General features: G+C 39.4%; 20 protein-coding genes. 12 read left to right on the forward strand and 8 right to left on the reverse strand.

The genetic code is table 11. The annotated features are described in order from the left end of the window. Window positions 1-140 precede the first annotated feature (140 nt). From HRT55_RS09015 to nqrM, 8 genes are all read left to right on the forward strand, one after another. Complete coding sequence (locus tag HRT55_RS09015; protein ID WP_291620626.1) at window positions 141-1478, forward strand: Na(+)-translocating NADH-quinone reductase subunit A; 1338 nt, start codon at window positions 141-143, stop codon at window positions 1476-1478. Window positions 1479-1480: 2 nt separating this feature from the next. Further along, entirely contained in the window at window positions 1481-2692 is a 1212-nt protein-coding gene (locus HRT55_RS09020; RefSeq protein ID WP_291620627.1) for an NADH:ubiquinone reductase (Na(+)-transporting) subunit B, read from the forward strand. Further along, entirely contained in the window at window positions 2685-3497 is an 813-nt protein-coding gene (locus tag HRT55_RS09025) for a Na(+)-translocating NADH-quinone reductase subunit C (protein WP_291620628.1), read from the forward strand. The genes HRT55_RS09020 and HRT55_RS09025 overlap by 8 nt, the downstream gene beginning before the upstream one ends. Next, entirely contained in the window at window positions 3497-4120 is a 624-nt protein-coding gene (locus tag HRT55_RS09030; RefSeq protein ID WP_291620629.1) for an NADH:ubiquinone reductase (Na(+)-transporting) subunit D, read from the forward strand. Before HRT55_RS09025 ends, HRT55_RS09030 begins: the two co-directional genes overlap by 1 nt. A gap of 3 nt (window positions 4121-4123) precedes the next feature. Beyond that, window positions 4124-4747, forward strand: coding sequence for an NADH:ubiquinone reductase (Na(+)-transporting) subunit E (gene nqrE, locus HRT55_RS09035; RefSeq protein ID WP_291620630.1), 624 nt, complete (start codon window positions 4124-4126; stop codon window positions 4745-4747). Window positions 4748-4817: 70 nt separating this feature from the next. Beyond that, window positions 4818-6041, forward strand: coding sequence for an NADH:ubiquinone reductase (Na(+)-transporting) subunit F (gene nqrF, locus HRT55_RS09040; RefSeq protein WP_291620631.1), 1224 nt, complete (start codon window positions 4818-4820; stop codon window positions 6039-6041). Between the two features lie 260 nt (window positions 6042-6301). Beyond that, the gene (locus HRT55_RS09045) at window positions 6302-7321 is read left to right on the forward strand and encodes an FAD:protein FMN transferase (protein ID WP_291620633.1); all 1020 of its coding nucleotides are present in this window, start codon (window positions 6302-6304) and stop codon (window positions 7319-7321) included. Between the two features lie 145 nt (window positions 7322-7466). Next, window positions 7467-7697: a (Na+)-NQR maturation NqrM gene (gene nqrM, locus HRT55_RS09050; RefSeq protein ID WP_291611798.1), complete on the forward strand. Its 231-nt coding sequence runs from the start codon at window positions 7467-7469 to the stop codon at window positions 7695-7697. Window positions 7698-7860: 163 nt separating this feature from the next. Here the strand turns inward: nqrM and dxs are convergent, their stop codons facing one another. From dxs to HRT55_RS09065, 3 genes are read right to left on the reverse strand one after another with little or no spacing between them, the layout of a single operon-like run. After that, window positions 7861-9753, reverse strand: a complete 1893-nt coding sequence (gene dxs / locus HRT55_RS09055) for a 1-deoxy-D-xylulose-5-phosphate synthase (protein WP_291620635.1) — start codon at window positions 9751-9753, stop codon at window positions 7861-7863. 53 nt (window positions 9754-9806) lie between these two features. Next, window positions 9807-10709, reverse strand: coding sequence for a (2E,6E)-farnesyl diphosphate synthase (gene ispA, locus HRT55_RS09060; RefSeq protein WP_291620638.1), 903 nt, complete (start codon window positions 10707-10709; stop codon window positions 9807-9809). Continuing rightward, the gene (locus HRT55_RS09065) at window positions 10709-10957 is read right to left on the reverse strand and encodes an exodeoxyribonuclease VII small subunit (protein ID WP_291611804.1); all 249 of its coding nucleotides are present in this window, start codon (window positions 10955-10957) and stop codon (window positions 10709-10711) included. The genes ispA and HRT55_RS09065 overlap by 1 nt, the downstream gene beginning before the upstream one ends. Before the next feature lie 274 nt (window positions 10958-11231). Here HRT55_RS09065 and pomA point away from each other — a divergent pair, with 274 nt between their 5' ends. The 3 genes from pomA to thiI all read left to right on the forward strand — a co-directional run bounded on the left by pomA (window position 11232) and on the right by thiI (window position 14579). Beyond that, window positions 11232-11996 carry a flagellar motor protein PomA gene (gene pomA, locus HRT55_RS09070; RefSeq protein WP_291620640.1) on the forward strand — a complete coding sequence of 255 codons (765 nt, stop codon included), beginning with the start codon at window positions 11232-11234 and terminating at the stop codon, window positions 11994-11996. A gap of 72 nt (window positions 11997-12068) precedes the next feature. Then, a complete protein-coding gene (locus tag HRT55_RS09075) occupies window positions 12069-13013 on the forward strand; it encodes a flagellar motor protein MotB (protein ID WP_291611808.1) in 945 nt (314 codons plus the stop codon). Between the two features lie 111 nt (window positions 13014-13124). Further along, window positions 13125-14579, forward strand: coding sequence for a tRNA uracil 4-sulfurtransferase ThiI (gene thiI / locus HRT55_RS09080; protein ID WP_291620642.1), 1455 nt, complete (start codon window positions 13125-13127; stop codon window positions 14577-14579). A gap of 105 nt (window positions 14580-14684) precedes the next feature. Here the strand turns inward: thiI and HRT55_RS09085 are convergent, their stop codons facing one another. Both HRT55_RS09085 and HRT55_RS09090 read right to left on the reverse strand, forming a co-directional pair. Then, a complete protein-coding gene (locus tag HRT55_RS09085) occupies window positions 14685-15689 on the reverse strand; it encodes a ketopantoate reductase family protein (RefSeq protein ID WP_291620644.1) in 1005 nt (334 codons plus the stop codon). A gap of 55 nt (window positions 15690-15744) precedes the next feature. Next, a complete protein-coding gene (locus HRT55_RS09090; protein WP_291620646.1) occupies window positions 15745-16122 on the reverse strand; it encodes a VanZ family protein in 378 nt (125 codons plus the stop codon). Between the two features lie 206 nt (window positions 16123-16328). On the opposite strand from HRT55_RS09090, the gene HRT55_RS09095 reads away from it, so the two are divergent. Then, on the forward strand, window positions 16329-16811 hold the full coding sequence (locus tag HRT55_RS09095) for a YajQ family cyclic di-GMP-binding protein (protein ID WP_291620648.1): 483 nt from the start codon (window positions 16329-16331) through the stop codon (window positions 16809-16811). Between the two features lie 160 nt (window positions 16812-16971). Here the strand turns inward: HRT55_RS09095 and HRT55_RS09100 are convergent, their stop codons facing one another. From HRT55_RS09100 to HRT55_RS09110, 3 genes are read right to left on the reverse strand one after another with little or no spacing between them, the layout of a single operon-like run. Continuing rightward, the gene (locus HRT55_RS09100; RefSeq protein ID WP_291620650.1) at window positions 16972-17757 is read right to left on the reverse strand and encodes a hypothetical protein; all 786 of its coding nucleotides are present in this window, start codon (window positions 17755-17757) and stop codon (window positions 16972-16974) included. Then, complete coding sequence (locus tag HRT55_RS09105; protein ID WP_291620652.1) at window positions 17738-17998, reverse strand: heavy-metal-associated domain-containing protein; 261 nt, start codon at window positions 17996-17998, stop codon at window positions 17738-17740. Before HRT55_RS09105 ends, HRT55_RS09100 begins: the two co-directional genes overlap by 20 nt. A 57-nt stretch (window positions 17999-18055) precedes the next feature. Further along, entirely contained in the window at window positions 18056-18451 is a 396-nt protein-coding gene (locus HRT55_RS09110) for a hypothetical protein (protein ID WP_291620654.1), read from the reverse strand.

An 18451-nucleotide genomic window follows, 5' to 3' on the forward strand; every position in this document is an offset into this window, starting at 1 on the left:
CTGAAATTGGTGACTTACATTTTATCTAATTGATATTTATACTTTAACTTTGTTTATACATGGTTGTAGGGTAGTTGATATTGATTAGATAAACTAATGAACTGATTTTTATACTCCCATCAAAAGTAGTGCAAGTGTTTATGATTACAATAAAAAAAGGCTTGGATGTTCCTGTAAAAGGTGCTCCCCAGCAGGTAATCCATGATGGTCCGTCCATCAAAACCGTTGCAACACTCGGTGAAGAGTTTGTGGGTATGCGTCCAACCATGTTTGTTAAAGTGGGTGATCGCGTTAAAAAAGGTCAAGCGATTTTTGAAGATAAAAAAAATCCTGGCGTTAAATTCACAGCTCAAGCTGCCGGTGTTGTTAAAGAAATTAACCGTGGTGAAAAACGTGTTTTACAATCAGTTGTTATCGATGTAGATGGCTATGATCAAGAAACGTTTACCGCTTATCCAGCAACTGAATTTGCTTCTCTAGCACGCAAAGACGTTGTTAAGAACCTAGTCGATTCAGGTTTATGGACAGCATTTAGAACTCGCCCATTCAGCAAAGTACCTGCCGTTGATAGTGCACCTGCTGCGATTTTTGTTAGCGCCATGGATACTAATCCATTAGCTGCAAATCCAGAAGTCATCATTAATGAACAAAGTGAAGCGTTTAAAAATGGTTTAACTATTTTATCTCGCTTAACTGACGGTGAAGTATTTGTTAGCAAGGCTCCTGGGGCAAATATCCCAGTAGATACTAATGCAACAGTAACTGAATTTGCTGGTAAGCATCCTGCAGGTCTTGTAGGTACACATATTCACTTCTTAAAATCAGCAAGCGCCGACAGGTTTGTTTGGCATGTTGGTTATCAAGACGTTATCGCTGTTGCCAAATTATTCACCACTGGTGAACTTGACAATACCCGTGTTGTCTCACTTGCCGGCCCAGCTGCTACTAACCCTCGTTTAATACGTACGGTTCTAGGTGCAAGTACTGCTGAATTATCAGCAGGTGAAACCGTTGATGGTGAACTACGTGTTGTTTCAGGTTCATTACTAATGGGCTCAACCGCGGCAGCAGTTCACGGTTATTTAGGTCGTTATAATGTACAAGTATCATTAATTCTTGAAGGTCGTGAAAAAGACTTTATTGGTTATATGTACCCAGGTGCAAATAAATTCTCGGTAACACGCGCTTATTTGTCGCACTTGTTCCCAAGTAAGTTATTTAACATGACCACTACGACTAACGGTAGCCCTCGCGCCATGGTGCCAATTGGTAACTTTGAACGTGTTATGCCATTAGATATTTTACCTACCTTGTTTTTACGCGATATTTGCTCTGGTGATACCGACGGCGCGCAACAACTAGGTGCCTTAGAGCTAGACGAAGAAGATTTAGCACTGTGTACATTTGTTTGCCCAGGCAAAACAGATTACGGTGTAATTCTTCGTGATTGCCTAACCACAATCGAAAAGGAAGGTTAGTCATGGGCTTGAAAAAGTTTATTGAAGACATTGAACCGCATTTTGAAAAAGGCGGCAAACATGAGAAATGGTTTGCACTTTACGAAGCCGTTGCTACGGGATTATTTACCCCAGGTTATGTGAACAAAGGTAAAACCCATATTCGTGATAGCATTGATTTAAAGCGTATCATGATCACAGTCTGGCTTGCGGTTTTCCCTGCCATGTTCTTTGGCATGTATAACATTGGTTATCAAGCTGTTGACGCATTAGCGGCGGGTTATGCTTTACCACAATCTTGGCAAGTAGATTTGTTTACCTTGCTTGGTGGTTCGCTAACGGCCAGTGCTGATACTTTTAGCATGATGCTTTACGGTGCTTGTTTCTTTCTACCAATCTATGCGGTTACATTTGCTGTAGGTGGTTTCTGGGAAGTTCTTTTTGCTGCTGTGCGTAAACATGAAGTTAATGAAGGTTTCTTCGTTTCCTCTATATTATTCGCACTTATCTTGCCAGCGAGTATTCCATTATGGCAAGTAGCCATTGGTATTACTTTTGGTATAGTTATCGCTAAAGAAATCTTTGGTGGTACAGGTAAAAACTTCTTAAACCCAGCATTAGCGGGTCGTGCGTTTTTATTCTTTGCTTACCCTGCTCAAATATCAGGTGATGCGGTTTGGGTTGCTGTTGACGGCTTCTCAGGCGCTACTATGTTAAGTGCATTTAATGCTGGTACGGCGGGCATGGTTGATTACACCATGAACGCAGATTGGTGGAATGCATTCTGGGGCTTTATTCCAGGCTCTGTTGGTGAAGTATCTACTTTTGCTATTTTGTTGGGTGGTGCTTACATCCTTTATAAAGGCATTGCTTCATGGCGCATCGTCTTAGGTGTGTTTGGTGGTATGGTACTTACCTCGTTATTATTCAATCTTATTGGTAGTGAAACTAATGCAATGTTTGCTATGCCTTGGCATTGGCACTTCGTTATTGGTGGTTTTGCCTTTGGTATGATGTTTATGGCAACAGATCCAGTGTCGGCTTCATTTACTAATACCGGTAAATACTGGTTTGGTGCACTCGTTGGCGTGATGGTGGTATTGGTTCGTGTTGTTAACCCTGCTTTCCCTGAAGGCATGATGTTAGCGATATTATTTGCAAACTTGTTCGCACCATTGTTTGACTACTTTGTCGTACAAGGCAACATCAAACGGAGGCTTGCTCGCAATGTCTAAAACTAAAAAAACTGAAACGGTTGCCGGTACGCTGATCTTTGTTTTAATTATTTGTTTAGTGTGTGCAGCTCTGGTATCAGTGGCTGCAGTGGGCTTAAAACCATTACAAACGGCTAACAAATTACTCGACAAACAAACTAAAATTCTTGAAGCATCTAATTTATTAGCTGTAGCTTTAAAACCGGAAAACATAAAAGTTGCTGGTAGCGAAGATAAAAGCATTGTTAGTACTTACGAAAAGTATGTTGTTGCTAAAATGATTGATCTTGATTCAGGGGCAATTATTGATGGTGATGTAAATGCTTTTGATGAACGTAAGGCTGCGCGTGATGTTACTCAAAGTATCAAACCTAAAAATGACATGGCGGGTATTAACCGTCGTGCTAATAGTGCGGTTGTTTACCTAGTTAAAAACGAACAAGGTCAATTAAACACTATTGTCTTACCTATCTTAGGTATGGGCTTATGGGATTTAATGTATGGTTTTGTTGGCTTAGAAGCTGATTTAAATACCGTTAGCAGCGTAGTTTACTCTGACCTTAAGGAAACCCCTGGCTTAGGCGCTGAAGTGCTGAATCCTAGATGGAAAGCCTTATGGCCAGGTAAAAAAATGTTTAACGAGCAAGGTGATATTGCCATTAAAATCGTTAAAGGTGGCGCTAAACAAGGTGACATTCACGGTGTTGATGCTTTATCTGGTGCGACATTAACCAGTAATGGTGTTGAGCATACTTTGCATTTTTGGTTAGGTGCTGAGGGCTATGGTCCTTTCATCAGCAAATTTAAAGATGGAGGGCTTGATTAATGTCTTCAGATACTAAAAAAGCCTTATTTGGGCCAGTTATTGATAACAACCCAATTGCTTTACAAGTTTTAGGTGTTTGTTCTGCCTTAGCGGTAACAAGCTCAATGGCTAATGCATTAGTCATGACGCTAGCAGTGATGGTAGTAACAGCATTTTCAAACTTCTTTATATCGGTTATTCGTAATCAAATACCGTCAAGTGTGCGTATTATTGTGCAAATGGCGATTATAGCCTCACTAGTTATTGTTGTTGACCAAGTATTGAAAGCTTTCTCGTATCAATTATCGAAAGAGTTATCAGTATTTATTGGTCTGATCATCACTAACTGTATCGTTATGGGTCGCGCTGAAGCTTTTGCTATGAAAGAAAAGCCGGGCATAAGCTTTATTGACGGTTTAGGCAATGGTTTGGGTTATGGCGCAGTATTAATGGTCGTGGCTTTTTTCCGAGAACTCTTTGGTTTTGGTACTATATTTGGCATGGAAGTGTTTCAGTTAGTGCAAAACGGTGGCTGGTATCAAGGTAACGGCTTATTGGTATTACCATTTAGTTCATTCTTCATTATTGGTTTAATCATCTGGGCAATTCGCCAGTGGAAACCTGAACAAGTAGAGAAGGATTAATCCATGGAACATTATTTAAGTATTTTTATTAAAACCATCTTCATTGAGAATATGGCGCTAAGTTTCTTCCTTGGTATGTGTACATTCTTAGCTGTGTCTAAGAAAGTAAGTACAGCCATTGGCTTAGGTGTTGCAGTGGTAGTGGTATTAGGTTTGGCTGTTCCGGCTAACCAAATAATCTATCAAGCTATTTTAGCGCCGGGCGCTTTAGATAGTATTATGGGCATTACTGATCCGAAAGAATCAATTGACTTAAGCTTCTTATCTTTTATTACCTTTATTGGTGTTATTGCGGCGTTAGTACAAATTTTGGAAATGATTTTAGATAAATATTTCCCTGCTTTGTATCAAGCGTTGGGAATATTCTTACCTTTAATCACCGTTAACTGTGCAATATTTGGTGCGGTATCTTTCATGGTAGCGAAAAATTTAACCTTAGGTGAAAGTGTCGTTTATGGCATTGGCTCTGGTGTTGGTTGGATGTTAGCGATTGTATTGATGGCTGGTCTGCGTGAAAAGATGAAATATTCTGATATACCAGACGGATTAAAAGGTTTAGGAATTACGTTTATTACTGCTGGATTGATGGCTTTTGGCTTCCTTTCTTTCGGTGGTATTTCCCTGTAACTCAAGGTTAATGTTGGTTTAACAGTTAACAATGGCTGTTAGACCCTTAATAAAATTAAAGGAAAAGTCGATGGAAATTATTCTCGGCATATCGATGTTTACCGCGATAGTTTTACTTTTGGTGTTAGTGATTTTATTCGCTAAATCAAAGTTAGTTTCTACAGGTGACATTACAATTAGTATTAATGGCGACCCAAGCAAGTCAGTGACTGCTGCTGCAGGTGGCAAATTGTTAGGCGTATTAGCAGACCAAGGTATTTTTATTCCTTCAGCATGTGGCGGTGGCGGTACTTGTGGCCAATGTCGTGTTGACGTGCATTCAGGTGGTGGTGATATTTTACCAACTGAAGAAGGGCATATTACTAAACGTCAAGCAAAAGAAGGTTGTCGTTTAGCCTGTCAAGTTGCTGTTAAGCAAGACATGGTAATTGAAGTTGAAGATGAAATCTTCGGCGTGCAAAAATGGGAATGTGAAGTTATCTCTAATGATAACCAAGCAACGTTTATCAAAGAATTAGTGTTAAGAATTCCTGATGGCGAATCAGTACCATTTAAAGCCGGTGGTTATATTCAAATTGAAGCACCTGCACATCATGTGAAATACAGTGATTTTGACATTGATGAACAGTACCGTGGCGATTGGAAACACTTTGGTTTCTTCGATGTTGAATCGAAAGTTGATGAAGAAACTTTACGTGCCTACTCAATGGCAAGTTACCCAGAAGAGGAAGGCATTATTATGCTGAACGTGCGTATTGCTACGCCGCCTCCTGGACGCTTACATTTACCAGCAGGTAAAATGTCTTCGTACATTTTCAGCCTTAAAGCCGGTGATAAAGTGACAATTTCAGGTCCATTTGGCGAGTTCTTCGCTAAAGAAACTGATAATGAAATGGTCTTTATTGGTGGTGGTGCAGGTATGGCACCGATGCGTTCTCATATCTTTGACCAACTTAAGCGCCTTAAATCTAAGCGTAAGATAAGTTTCTGGTATGGTGCACGTTCTAAGCGTGAAATGTTCTATGAAGATGATTATAACGGCCTAGCAGCTGAAAATGACAACTTTGTTTGGCATGTTGCCTTGTCTGATCCACAACCAGATGATAACTGGGATGGCATGACTGGTTTTATTCATAATGTTCTTTTCGAAGAATACTTGAAAGATCACGAAGCGCCAGAAGATTGTGAATACTACATGTGTGGTCCGCCAATGATGAATGCTGCTGTTATCGGTATGCTTAAAGATCTTGGTGTAGAAGACGATAATATTATGTTGGATGACTTCGGCGGTTAATCGTTTATTTTAACTTGCCTATTGCCTTGATTTCATCGTCGACTGTGCTCATTGACTAACGTCAACTCCGCGCAGCCTTCTTGAACTAAAGGTAATATTCAGCGTTAAAAATTAAACAATTACTCATCGGATGAATATATTGATAAGGACGACTTCGGTCGTCCTTATTGTTTTATGAACTAGTACAGCAAGTAAATTATTTATATCGCTATATTTTTTGAAAAAGAATATAGCGATATAAATAATAATTTGGAACCCTTATGAATAAATTGAAACTAGTGTTGTTAACTGTTTTACTAATAAGCCTATCAGCTTGTTTCCCGAGTAACCCTTCAAATAAAATAGAGGTGTTACTGCAAGGTCGTACCATGGGTACTACTTATAATATTAAAGTAGTGGCGACAGAAGAGCAGATATTAGCGCTTGAATTAAAACAACAAATTGATGCTGCGCTGAAGCAAGTTAACCTAGAAATGTCGACTTATATGCCTAACTCTGAACTATCCAGGTTTAATCAATCGACATCGACTGAACCAGTGGAAGTCTCAGCAGGTTTTGCTCGCGTAGTTAAAGAGTCAATTCGTTTATGGAACTTAAGTGAAGGCAAGCTTGATGTCAGTATTGGTCCATTAGTTAATCTTTGGGGCTTTGGTCCTGAAAAACGTCCTGAAACTGCACCTAGTGATGAGGTAATTGCATTGACTCATAAGCGTGTCGGTTTGCAGAACCTAACATTAGAGGGCAACAAACTATCTAAGAAAATCCCTGATTTGTATATAGATTTATCTACTACGGCTAAAGGCTATGGTGTCGATGTTGTTGCTGAAATAATTGAAAGTAATGGCTTTACCAACTACTTAGTAGAAATTGGCGGAGAAATGCGTTTAAAGGGCTTTAAGCACACAGGTGAGCTATGGGCTATTGCTATTGAAAAGCCACTTACGAATGAGCGCAGTGTACAGCAAGTGATTATTCCTAAAGATAATGCAGTGGCCACTTCTGGTGATTACCGTAATTATTTTGAAGCTGATGGTATACGTTTTTCACATATTATTGACCCAGATACCGGCAAGCCTATTCATCATAAGCTAGTATCGGTAACTGTTATTCATCCGTCATCTATGACCGCAGATGGTTTATCAACAACCTTGATGGTGATGGGCATGGAAAAGGGTATGGCTTTTGCTGCGAAAAATGATTTGGCGGCATTATTTATTTCGAAGACTGAAAATGGCTTTGATGAGCGATTTACGGTAAAATTCAAACAATATTTGAAGTAATAAAGTCTTGATAACCCTTAGCACTAGTTCTTATGTTGGAAATGGTCTGTGGTAAATTTAGCACAATGACTCTTGTCCAGAGCATTGGCTGTCTTTAGTTAAGTATGTAAGTTAAGTAAATAGAGTGAGTTGAGAGCATAGTATTATGATGATTTTTTTTATTACCTTTGGTTTTTTCCTTGTGGTAGGCACTGCTATGGCAGTGGGGTATATTTTCCAGAATAAAGCCTTAGCAGGTAGTTGCGGTGGTTTAGCAAGCGTAGGCATTGATAAAGAGTGTAACTGTGATAACCCTTGTGAAAAACGACAAGAGCGTGAGAAAAAATCTGCGCTTGAAGATAACTTAAAAAACAGAATTGACGTAACAAACTTATAATTTCTGGTTTTATATAAATTGTTTCTAAGCTTTGCTACCTTGTACCACTAAGCTAGCAGCAAAAATTTAGTGCTAAACAAAAAAAAGGATAATGAATTTACTTCATTATCCTTTTTTTTGTCCGTTAACTCGCTTATCGAGTTAACGCTATATCGGCTCAAAGCTAGCTAATAAAATTGCGTATCTTAGCGATAATACCTTGGGCATCTAAGCCTAATTCCTGGTGTACTTCTTCTTGGGTACCATGTTTAACGAAATGATCAGCAACACCAATGTTGAGGATGCAAACAGGCTTGCCCTGAGCAAGTAGGTATTCATTAACGCCTGAGCCAGCACCACCAGCAATGGCATTATCTTCAATTGTTACCAGACAGTCATGATTGGCATTGAGTTCATCAATTAGTGTTTCATCTAGTGGTTTAACAAAACGCATATCTACTAAGGTAGCATTAAGCTCTATAGCGGCTTTCTTTGCCTGGACTAACATAGAGCCAAAGCTTAATAACGCAATGCTTTTTCCTGATTGTCCGCTACCTTCTGGTACTTCAGCTTTAAGAACAGTGACACCTTTACCAAGTGCTATGGTTTCATCAACGCTGGGCAGAGTTGCTCCGGTACCACTACCACGAGGGTAGCGAACAACGCTTGGACCATTATGTTTAAAACCAGTATTAAGCATTAGCTGGCATTCACGTTCATCTGAAGGAGCCATGATGACGGTATTAGGAATACATCGTAAAAAACTTAAATCAAAGACACCTTGATGGGTGGCGCCGTCAGCGCCAACAATACCAGCACGGTCAACCGCAAACATAACCGGTAAGTTTTGTATGGCAATATCGTGAATAAATTGATCATAACCACGTTGTAAAAAACTTGAATAAATCGCTACCACTGGTTTTTGACCACCAATAGCAAGGCCCGCAGCATAGGTGACCGCATGTTGTTCAGCTATTGCGACATCAAAGTACTGGTCAGGAAAACGCTGACTAAATTCGACCATACCAGAGCCTTCAGCCATAGCAGGGGTAACGGCGACTAACTTACTATCAACTTCAGCGGTCTTACATAACCAATCGCCAAAAATCTTAGAATAGGTAGGTAAACTTGGCTTTGCCTTAGGCAAATTTTTATCTTCCGGGTTAAATTTAGGTACCGCATGATACTTAATTGGATCTTGCTCAGCTGCTTGATAACCCTTACCTTTCTTAGTGGCAATATGGAGTAACTGTGGTCCTTTTAGCTTGCGCATGTTTTTAATAGTATCAACTAAACCATTAACATCATGACCATCAATAGGGCCAATATAATTAAAACCAAGTTCTTCGAAGAAGGTACTGGGCACAACCATGCCTTTTAAGTGCTCTTCAGCACGGCTAGCCAATTCTTTAATCGGTGGGATATTGCCTAAAATCTTTTTGCCGCCCTCACGTAAGCCAGCATAGAAACTGCCTGAGAGCATTTTTGCCAAATGATTATTTAGTGCACCAACATTTTGTGAAATAGACATCTCATTATCATTTAAGATAACCAGCATATCTTTATTAATGTCACCAGCATGATTTAACGCTTCAAAAGCCATGCCGGCAGTCATAGCGCCATCGCCAATAACGGCGACAGTTTTACGGTTTAACCCTTCTTTTTCTGCCGCGACAGATAAACCTAAGGCTGCAGAAATTGAGGTACTAGAATGGCCAACACTTAAAACATCGTATTCACTTTCTTCACGCCATGGAAAAGGGTGCAAGCCATCTTTTTGTCTGATGGTATGTAATTGATCACGACGACCAGTGAGTATTTTATGAGGATATGCCTGATGGCCAACATCCCAAATTAAATGATCAAATGGCGTGTTATAAACATAATGCAAGGCAACCGTGAGCTCAATTGTGCCTAGGCCAGATGCAAAGTGGCCACTACTTTTACTCACTGAGTTTAATAAGAAACTACGTAATTCATTACTAATACGTGTTAATTGCGCTTGCGGAAATTTGCGCAGCTCTTCAGGCGTATTTATCTGTGAAAGTAGTGGGTAGTCAGCAAGGTTTGTAGTCATAGTTTGTCTATTGGTAATAATTATTTATTTAAGGTTTTGCACTGCTTAGTCGCTTAGTGGCTGCGCTTAACAATAAAGGTAGCAAAATCTGCTAAAGATTGGGTATTGTAAGGTAATCTAGCCAAAGCTTGAAGCGCTTGTTGTAATAAGTTTTCTGCTTTGTCTTGTGCGCCTTGCAAACCGAGCAGTGCCGGGTAGGTACTTTTGTTTGCTGCAAGATCAGAGCCTACGGGTTTGCCAAGCTGCTCTTCAGTCGAGGTTAGGTCAATAATATCATCTTGGACTTGGTAAGCTAAGCCAATAAGCTGGGCGTATTCGCTTAATATTTGTTTGTGCTCATTGGTCACTTGCTCGCTACATTCGGCAGGCATTAATACTGCGGCTTCCAATAAGGCACCGGTTTTTAATGAATGTAATACTTCTAATTCACTTAATGGAATCGATTTATCTGTGGCGGCTAAATCAAGCGCTTGTCCACCACACATGCCAAGGTAACCTGAAGCGCGCACTAACTGTTGTATAAGCTTTACTTGTAGCGGTAACGTAGCTGAGTTTGGCTTTGTTGAAAAACTGTGATTGGCCAGTATGTCAAAAGCTAAAGTTTGTAGAGCATCACCCGCTAAAATTGCCGTAGCTTCATCAAAGGCCTTATGACAGGTTGGTTTACCGCGTCTTAAATCATCATCATCCATGGCGGGTAAATCATCATGCAAAAGTGAATAAGCATGAATACATTCAAGCGCGCCAGCAACTGCATCAATATCATTTAAGTTAGCAGCTGTTGCTTGCCCGGTAATATAGGCTAAATAGGGGCGCATACGTTTACCGCCAATAAGCAGTCCATAACGCATGGCTTCAAGTAACTTAGCATCATTAATGGTAAGACTATCAAGCTTGGCGGTTAGAAAATCATTGATACGTTGTTGGAAATCCTCATAAGAGGTCAGTGTGGTCATTAACTTTCGCTCACACTACTATCAAAATCAGTTAATTGTGCAGTGCCGTTTTTATCAAGCAGGATTTGTACTTTCTGCTCGGCAGCTTGTAACTTTACCTGGCTTATTTGGCTAAGGTTTAAGCCACGCTCAAAAAGTGCCATCGATTCTTCTAAGCTCAACTCACCTTGTTCTAAACTTTGTACTATGGTGTCAAGTTCATTTAATGATTCTTCAAAAGAGAGGTTTTCTAGTTTCTTTTTAGCCATGATTATTGCTCTAAGCAGATAGGGAATAAATAATTGCGGCAAACTTACCCTAGCTTGTCACGTGGGTCAATTGACCTACCGCAATTATTGTGCAAAAAATATTTTATCATTAGGGTTAAGTTATTGACACTACGGGCGATAAACTACTTATATCTGTTTTTTATTATTAGTAAATTATTCGTCAGATATTAGCGAATAGTTTTTACATAATGTACTATCCTTTTATTGAAGTATGGTCTTAAAGCGTAATGTGTTGTTTGTTTAGGAGAACTCTGTGGATTTAGCTACGTTAATTGGTATTGTCGGTGCCGTCGGTTTATTAGCCATGGCAATGGTATTATCAGGCGATATTATGATGTTCGCGGATACTCAGTCAATAATCATCGTTTTTGGTGGTTCACTTTTTGTGGTGATGGCTAATTATAATATGGGACAATTTTTCGGCATGGGTAAAATCATCGTCAAAGCTTTTATATTTAAATTAGAAAAACCTGAAGAGTTAATTGAAAAAGCGGTTGATATGGCAGATGCTGCCCGTAAAGGTGGTTTTTTAGCGTTAGAGGAAGCTGAAATAACTAATGCCTTTATGCAAAAGGGCGTAGATATGTTGGTTGATGGCCATGATGCTGATGTGGTTAGGGCCACTTTACAAAAAGATATTGATTTAACTACCGAGCGTCATGAGACCGGTAGTAATATGATGATGGCGCTCGCCGATGTTGCTCCTGCGATGGGCATGATAGGCACCTTAATTGGTTTGGTAGCTATGTTATCAAATATGGATGACCCTAAATCCATCGGCCCTGCAATGGCCGTAGCATTATTAACCACACTGTACGGCGCCTTCCTCGCCAATGTTATCGCTATTCCTATTTCGTCTAAATTGAAACTGCGTATGGCAGAAGAAAAAATGAATCAAGAGCTAGTACTGGATGCTGTTTTAGGTATTCAAGATGGTCAAAACCCCCGAGTTATCGAAGGCTTATTAAAAAATTATTTAGCTGAAGGTAAACGAAAAGTCGATACCACAGAAGAATAGCGGGAATACTTATGTTGGGAATGCTTATGTTAACAGTATCTATGCTAGGACTGCTTATGTTTAGAGGTGTAAATGGCTGAGCCAAAATGTAAGTGCCCACCTCCAGGGCTACCCGCATGGATGGGCACTTTTGCCGATCTTATGTCATTATTAATGTGCTTTTTTATTTTGTTATTATCTTTCTCTGAGATGGATGTGCTGAAATTTAAGCAAATTGCCGGTTCGATGAAGTTTGCTTTTGGTGTACAAAACAAAATTGAAGTCAAAGATATCCCTAAAGGTACCAGTATTATTGCCCAAGAGTTTCGCCCGGGTAAACCTGAGCCAACCCCTATTGAAGTGATCCAGCAACAAACCATGGAAATGACCCAGCAAATGCTTGAGTTTCAAGCGGGTGATGAAACATCGGCTGGTGGCCGACAAGAGCAACGTGGTACAGAGCGTGGTGGCCAATCTCAAAATACTGAGGATGCACTTTCACAACAAGCGATAGATCAAGCTAAACAAGATATGGAAGATGCTGCGCAAGAGCAAATAAACGAATTAGTTAAGAAAATTGCTGAACAGTTGGAGCAGCAAATTCAAGATGGTGCTATCGAATTAGAGTCGTTAGGCCAACAAGTTATTATCCGCATTCGTGAAAATGGTTCTTTTCCTTCTGGCTCGGCTTTTTTACAACCTAAGTTTCATCCCGTTATTAGAGAAATTGGCGAATTACTCAATACAGTACCGGGTGAAATCATGGTATCTGGTAATACCGATAACCGCGGCGTTGACTCTGAGTTATTTAGCTCTAACTGGGATCTGTCCAGTAAACGAGCAGTCGCCATTGCCCATGTATTGATTAAAGTACCTGGCTTTGACCCCTCCCGTTTAGTGGTAGCTGGTCATGCAGATACTCGACCTTTAGTCCCTAATACCAATGCTCTTAACCGTCGTCGAAATCGTCGTGTTGAAATTGCCATTAACCAAGGTAAAGCCAAAGAAACCGAACGCATTAGTATTACCAAAGAATAGAAAGCAATACTTTAGCTGAAATTTGCTGACTTAACGGTAAAACTTAAAAAAGTCTGAAAAATAGTGTATAATGCGCGCCATTATTTTTATGTCTTTTTTAGGTTATAACCGATGAAATTTATCGTAAAGCTTCAAGCCGAGATTACCATCAAATCTCGCCCCGTCCGTAAACGTTTTACTAAAATCTTAGAATCGAACGTTAAGAATGTTTTACGTCGTATTGACGAGCAAGTCACTACACGTATGAACTGGGATAATATTGAAGTTAATACTAAAGACAACTCACCTGAAAATCGTGAACGTTTAGTTGAAGCCCTTAAGTGCATTCCGGGCATACCCATTTTTCTAGAAGTTCAACAAACTGAGTTTGTTGATGTTCATGACATTTATGAAAAAACGTTAGCTGTTCATGCCAAAACTATTGAAAACAAAACTTTTTGTGTACGCGCTAAGCGTACCGGTAATCATGACTTTAACTCACTAAAAGTTGAGCAATATGTTGGTGGTGGCTTAAATCAAGCGGTAGAAAGTGCCAAAGTTAAACTAAAAAATCCTGATGTTACCGTACGTCTTGAAATCAAAAATAAAGATTTATTCATTGTTACCCAGCGTCATAAAGGTCTCGGTGGCTTCCCAATCGCTACTCAAGAAGACGTATTGTCACTTATGTCTGGCGGTTTTGATTCAGGTGTTTCAAGCTACCAAATGATCAAAAAAGGTGCCCGTACTCACTATTGTTTCTTTAATCTTGGCGGTTCAGCGCACGAAGTGGGTGTTAAACAAATCAGTTACTACTTGTGGAACAAATTTGGTGCTTCCCATAAAGTAAGGTTCTTTGCGGTAGATTTTGAGCCTGTTGTTGCTGAGATATTAGATAACGTTGAAAATAGCCACATGGGTGTGGTGTTAAAACGTATGATGATTCGTGCAGCGACAAAAATAGCAGAACGAGGAAAAATTCAAGCACTGGTTACCGGTGAAAGTTTAGGTCAAGTTTCCAGCCAAACCTTAACTAACTTAAACGTAATCAACCGGGTAACTGATACGCTAATCTTACGCCCGTTAGGCGCTTACGATAAACAAGACATTATTGATATAGCACGTAAAATTGGCACGGAAGAATTTTCTAAAACTATTCCCGAGTATTGTGGTGTTATTTCGAAAAAACCGACGGTAAAAGCGGTATTATCGAAAGTTGAAGCAGAGGAAGATAATTTTAATTTTGATATTTTAGACAAGGTTGTCAGTGAGACACGTGTTTATGATATTCGCGATATTGGTAAAGAAACCGAAGAAGAAATTCAAGCGGTAGATCTTGTTGAGAATATTCCTGCTAATGCAGTTATTGTTGACATTCGTAGCCCAGAAGAAGAAGAAGACAAACCTTTAGAGTTAGGTGATGTTGAAGTGAAACATATTCCTTTCTATAAGTTGTCCACACAGTTTGGCGATTTAGATATGTCGAAAGAATACCTACTTTATTGTGATCACGGTGTGATGAGCAAATTACAAGCGCTGTACTTACTTGATAATGGTTTCAAAAATGTAAAAGTGTATCGCCCTTAACGGTCACTTATTATAATTTTTATTTAAGCCTTAATTGAAATAGTGAAGTATTAATTTCATGATTAATGCTTCACTGTCTACTTCATTAGGACTTTTAAGGCTTAACTATTTACTATTCTTCCAAGCATTACCTTTAAGGTTTAGCACCTGTTGCCACAGTCGAGTATTTTCTGGCGTGGCAATATTATGCTGCTGACCTAAACGGTGAATATAACCGTTAATGTAATCAATCTCTGTAGATCTGCCCGCCAAAGTGTCACTGCGCATTGAAGAGCAATTTTTAGCTGTTGCTTGCGCTACTTTATGTACCATTAGTTGTAAGTCACTTAATAGCAAAGCTATGCTCTCTGCCTGGCTGACTGCGGTAATTTCAGTTAACAGCGAGCTGATTTGTTCACTATACTTCTCGTTATTTATCTCGCCATTATCAATGTTCTCAATAGCTGTAATTGGATTGATGACACAATTTATTGCCAATTTTAACCACTGTTTCTTCACTATATCTTGATGAAAGTTTACTTGGGGTAGGGCGCAGTTCAGCTGACTGGTTAATTGCTGTTGTTGGCTTAAACTTATCTCACCCGCCAGTAAGCCGATATCACTTTGACCAAGCCCTGTGTGGCTGACAGCTAAAGGTGTATTTCGATAACTGCCATGGGTAGTTAACATAGTAAGAATCGCTTGCTGACGGGGTAATAATTTAACTACCTCCGCCAAAGTACCCATACCGTTATGAGCGAGAACTACCAAGCAATGAGGATTAATGTCTTTAGCTATTTTCTTGATAGCATCGGCAATATGAAATGATTTCAGGCATAGAATAATGACCTCAGCACAATTTATATCAGCCGTTTGACTATAAATAAGTGGGTAGCTAGTTGGATAGCAAATTTGAGAATTAAGTTGAGAATCTTCAGCGTGGTTTTGTTGATAGCGGGTAAATTGATAGCTAGCTGAGTTTAGCTGCTCTTTACTTAGTAATGCTTGATCAGAGGCAAGCAGGCTAACTTTTTGCTTGCTATTAACATTTACTTGAGACAAATGGTGATACCAAAGTAAACCCATGGCCCCTTGTCCAACAATAATAATATTATCTAATTTAGCAGTCATAAGTTAGTTATTTACCATTTTCTTTAGTTATCCGGGGGACGTTAGCAGAACTTGCTTACGGCTTTACTGTGAGATGCTTTCGAAAATAACTGAGGTACAACCATTTTGCTAGTACAAATAAACTAATGCCGATAACATCAGCAATAAAATCACCTAGCTCTCCACTTCTATAGCCAAGAAAAGATTGACCAATTTCTGTTAACGCGCCATAAAAAATGAGTAAAGGCACACAAAGAGGCAGGGATAATTTTATAATGGAGTGGCTAACCCAAGTTAAAATAAAAAAACTGGTTAAGTGGCCAATAGTATCTATTTCGGGGAACTGAAAAATGTGTTTTCTTAAGGTGTCAGGTAAAAATTCATGAGCGAAAAACAGCAATATTGTTACGGTAATCACAGTAAACAAAAAGTAAGAATGTTGGCGAGCCTTCACAACGAACCTGTAAATAATTAAGAAAGTGATTTGATACTAGCATGATTTAGCCAGTATTTCTTGCTGGGCTTCGGTCTCAGTTTGAGTTGCTCATCTTTGCTAAATGTTTCAGTTCAGTGCTTTAGTTAAGCGCTTTAGTTGCGTGCATTAATGGTGAAGGTATAATAGATCGCATTGAGCAAACTCACCCACATAGAGAATAAATTATGCCTTCAATGGATATCGTATCAGAAACTGATTTAGAAGAAGTTCGTAATGCTGTCGACAATGCTAACCGTGAAATTACCACACGTTTTGATTTTCGCGGTGTTGAGGCAAGTTTTGAGTGGAAAAAGCCCAATATAACCTTGAAAGCCGAAGGTGATTTTCAATTGAAGCAAATGTGCGACATGTTGCGCAGTCAATTAGCTAAACGTAATGTTGATGCTAAAGCCATGAACGTTGGCGATGCTAGTGCTACCGGCAGAAACTGGAGTCAGCAAGTCAGCTTTAAAGAAGGTATCGAGCAGGATATGGCTAAAAAAGTAGTCAAACTTATTAAAGCTGAAAAGTTAAAAGTACAAGCGGCTATTCAAGGTGAGCAAGTACGAGTAACAGGTAAAAAGCGTGATGACCTACAAGCGGTAATGCGTTTATTAAAGGCTGCTGAGTTAGAACAGTCTTTCCAGTATACTAACTTTAAAGACTAGTATTGCTGTCCTCTCGTAATGTAAAGCGCTAGCTAAATTAGCGTTATTGCCAAAAAAACCATAACATTGTTATGGTTTTTTTATGCGTTTTGAACTGATAACAGTCAATCGTTAGAAGCTAACTGAAAGCAGGGTAAATCTACTCGCTTACTTTATTATTTTAAAAATGAAAGCGACTACTTAATAGCAGGGTTAGGTCATTATTGTTGCTTAAATTTCTAACTATGCCACCTTCAATACCCCATGTTGAATGCACCCATTGCAGGCCAAGGGTCACTTGGTGGCTGATTTTATCTCCTGCTTGCCATCGGCCGCCGAGTTCTGTCACCATATAGATTTCCGGCGCTATACCCCAATCAGGGTAAATTGAAGGTGATAATCTATATTGCCAAGAAATATCATATCGTCCACTATTAGGTCGGCTATCAATACCCGCTTGATAAAGTGTATCAAAATCGAATTCATGTCTGTTTTTAAAAAAAGTATAAACAAAGCCAACTTGTATCGCTGGATCTCGATGCTTATTACTGGAATTATTAGCAGTAACATTAGGACTATCACTAATAGGGCTATCACCGATAGGAAAGGTTGCACCCGCTAATAAGGCTAACCTTGATGTGCCTGAGAAAAAGTCATCTTGTATTACCGTGTGACGATATAAAGTCGATAGCTCGCTAAATTCTTGTTCATCTCTAGGTGTTACCTTGTAGGGCATGGCAAATAGCAAAGCTTGTTTATTGCTTAAGCCGTAGGCAGCACTGCTAATAAAATTATCGCTGTTGCTATTTGTCGCATGCACATATAAAAATCTTATCACATAACCATACTTATCAAGGGGTAAGGCGACCAATGACCTTAAGCCCATACTGTTAGCATTTGGCACAGTAAGTAGCGCTAATATTGCGGCTATAACTATTGATGTAAAGCTAGTTATTAGCGTCTTCATTTGATATCACAGTGACTTTTATGGGAGTAAAGCCTGCATCCAATATCGCTTGTTTAATCATTGCAGTAGTAGGTGATTTTCCCTTGGTTTCCAAGCGAACTTTCTTCATCTTCATACTGACTGCTACCTCTTCAACACCAGCCATTTTATTGAATTTTCGATTTAAGCTGTCAACACATAACGCGCAGGTCATGCCGTGTATTTCAACTTCTATGGTCTTGGCGTTAATTGAAGCCGTCATGGTTAAAGCGACAACTAATGGTAATAATAAAATTTTTTTTCATGGTTTAATGCTCCTTTATAGTTCGAGGATGTTTCGAATGGGTAGTAATAGGTAACTAGTGAAAAAGCCAATAAACCAGATTATTACACTTAGCCAAAATATTCTTTTGTTCAAACGCTTTGATTTTTGACAAAGGGCTGCTAAGTCCGGCTCAACAGGGCAATGCTGATTAGGTCGCCAATTAAGCCAAGCTAAAGCCATCAAAATCAACGCTGCTATTATCAGTGTCCAGATCTTATGTTCAGCAAGAAAAACCAATCCAGGAATGTTGTAGTTTAAACTAGCAACTAGGGCACCAAAACCTAATGTTACTAGCAAGATAGGTAAGGCACAGCAAAGCAAGGTGCCGCTGGCAATAAAAAGTGTCAGCCATTTTAAGTAAGGTTTTTCTAAAATATTATTGTCTGGCAT

The organism is Colwellia sp., assembly GCF_013214175.1.
Classification (GTDB): domain Bacteria; phylum Pseudomonadota; class Gammaproteobacteria; order Enterobacterales; family Alteromonadaceae; genus Colwellia.

Bases quoted from the DNA above. Each gene is read 5' to 3' on its own strand.
- HRT55_RS09015 (WP_291620626.1), top strand. From the start codon at position 141: ATGATTACAATAAAAAAAGGCTTGGATGTTCCTGTAAAAGGTGCTCCC.
- HRT55_RS09020 (WP_291620627.1), top strand. From the start codon at position 1,481: ATGGGCTTGAAAAAGTTTATTGAAGACATTGAACCGCATTTTGAAAAA.
- HRT55_RS09025 (WP_291620628.1), top strand. From the start codon at position 2,685: ATGTCTAAAACTAAAAAAACTGAAACGGTTGCCGGTACGCTGATCTTT.
- HRT55_RS09030 (WP_291620629.1), top strand. From the start codon at position 3,497: ATGTCTTCAGATACTAAAAAAGCCTTATTTGGGCCAGTTATTGATAAC.
- nqrE (WP_291620630.1), top strand. From the start codon at position 4,124: ATGGAACATTATTTAAGTATTTTTATTAAAACCATCTTCATTGAGAAT.
- nqrF (WP_291620631.1), top strand. From the start codon at position 4,818: ATGGAAATTATTCTCGGCATATCGATGTTTACCGCGATAGTTTTACTT.
- HRT55_RS09045 (WP_291620633.1), top strand. From the start codon at position 6,302: ATGAATAAATTGAAACTAGTGTTGTTAACTGTTTTACTAATAAGCCTA.
- nqrM (WP_291611798.1), top strand. From the start codon at position 7,467: ATGATGATTTTTTTTATTACCTTTGGTTTTTTCCTTGTGGTAGGCACT.
- dxs (WP_291620635.1), bottom strand. From the start codon at position 9,753: ATGACTACAAACCTTGCTGACTACCCACTACTTTCACAGATAAATACG.
- ispA (WP_291620638.1), bottom strand. From the start codon at position 10,709: ATGACCACACTGACCTCTTATGAGGATTTCCAACAACGTATCAATGAT.
- HRT55_RS09065 (WP_291611804.1), bottom strand. From the start codon at position 10,957: ATGGCTAAAAAGAAACTAGAAAACCTCTCTTTTGAAGAATCATTAAAT.
- HRT55_RS09075 (WP_291611808.1), top strand. From the start codon at position 12,069: ATGGCTGAGCCAAAATGTAAGTGCCCACCTCCAGGGCTACCCGCATGG.
- thiI (WP_291620642.1), top strand. From the start codon at position 13,125: ATGAAATTTATCGTAAAGCTTCAAGCCGAGATTACCATCAAATCTCGC.
- HRT55_RS09085 (WP_291620644.1), bottom strand. From the start codon at position 15,689: ATGACTGCTAAATTAGATAATATTATTATTGTTGGACAAGGGGCCATG.
- HRT55_RS09095 (WP_291620648.1), top strand. From the start codon at position 16,329: ATGCCTTCAATGGATATCGTATCAGAAACTGATTTAGAAGAAGTTCGT.
- HRT55_RS09100 (WP_291620650.1), bottom strand. From the start codon at position 17,757: ATGAAGACGCTAATAACTAGCTTTACATCAATAGTTATAGCCGCAATA.
- HRT55_RS09105 (WP_291620652.1), bottom strand. From the start codon at position 17,998: ATGACGGCTTCAATTAACGCCAAGACCATAGAAGTTGAAATACACGGC.
- HRT55_RS09110 (WP_291620654.1), bottom strand. From the start codon at position 18,451: ATGCCAGACAATAATATTTTAGAAAAACCTTACTTAAAATGGCTGACA.